Genomic DNA, 928 nt, shown 5'->3' on the forward strand with positions numbered 1-928 from the left:
AGCTATTCCTTGTATATGTTGCATCACTAAAAATAATGAATTTATCTTTTTCTTACAACTATTTTACTATATTTGGTACTAGGATTGTGGAGGTTTTTTCACAGTCTGACGTTACCAGTAAGTTTTGAAAATCTGCATAAAATGAACAATAGAATTTTAGCTACAATTATTTTTTTCCTGTCAATAAATGTAAATTGTTTTTCACAATCAGAATATCCTTTCTACGAACAATTAGCTTTTAATTTCTATAAAGACACTATTCTTGAAATATATCCTGTTGAAAGGAAAATAATTGTGTTTAAATCTCTTAACTATGATTCTGGTGAAGAAATTTATTATGTCCCATCTGATTGCTTAAAGACAAAGCTTCCAAATTATGGTAAAAATATTGAAAAGTTAGAATATTCAAAATATTGGAGGAGATTTGAAGATATGAGATTGGAACTCGATTTAACAAATGTTGACAAAAAGAAATTTAAAATCAGAAAATTTAATCGTGGAAATTTTCCTAAGTTATTTGTTCATTATCCAAAAGTATATGAAGACAGAATTTTTGTTATTGTACACGAAAAATATCAAAACAGCGGAAAATATTATACTGTTGAATTAAATAAAGCTGGTGAAATTATTGATTGGTGTCAATCATTATATGAAACTGTAACTTTACATTAAACCTACTGGTAACAGCGGTTTGCTTCAATGGCTACTTCCGGATTTTCCTACGGAAAATCCGCTGCTGAATGGAATGTTTTATTATATTTGTAATGGCTTGGTGTTGGTGCAACGCCACTGAGAGCAAGCCACATAACGTCAGCTTGTGAAAAAACCCCATTTTCAATACAAATTCACTTAATTAAAAGCTTATAAATTGGTTTTAAGCCAAGGTATATTTTGAAGTAGTTTGATTTGTTCCCAAAATGATACGAAC

1 protein-coding gene is annotated in these 928 nt (G+C 29.2%); it reads left to right on the plus strand.

All coding sequences use genetic code 11. The features are described from left to right. The first annotated feature begins 141 nt into the window (after positions 1 to 141). The gene (locus G6042_RS00750; protein ID WP_153209494.1) at positions 142 to 672 is read left to right on the plus strand and encodes a hypothetical protein; all 531 of its coding nucleotides are present in this window, start codon (positions 142 to 144) and stop codon (positions 670 to 672) included. Positions 673 to 928 lie beyond the last annotated feature (256 nt).

The organism is Flavobacterium solisilvae (assembly GCF_012911605.1).
In the GTDB taxonomy this organism is placed as follows: domain Bacteria; phylum Bacteroidota; class Bacteroidia; order Flavobacteriales; family Flavobacteriaceae; genus Flavobacterium; species Flavobacterium solisilvae.

Excerpts from the sequence above, each read along its gene's own strand:
- G6042_RS00750 (WP_153209494.1), top strand. The coding sequence starts at position 142 with ATGAACAATAGAATTTTAGCTACAATTATTTTTTTCCTGTCAATAAAT.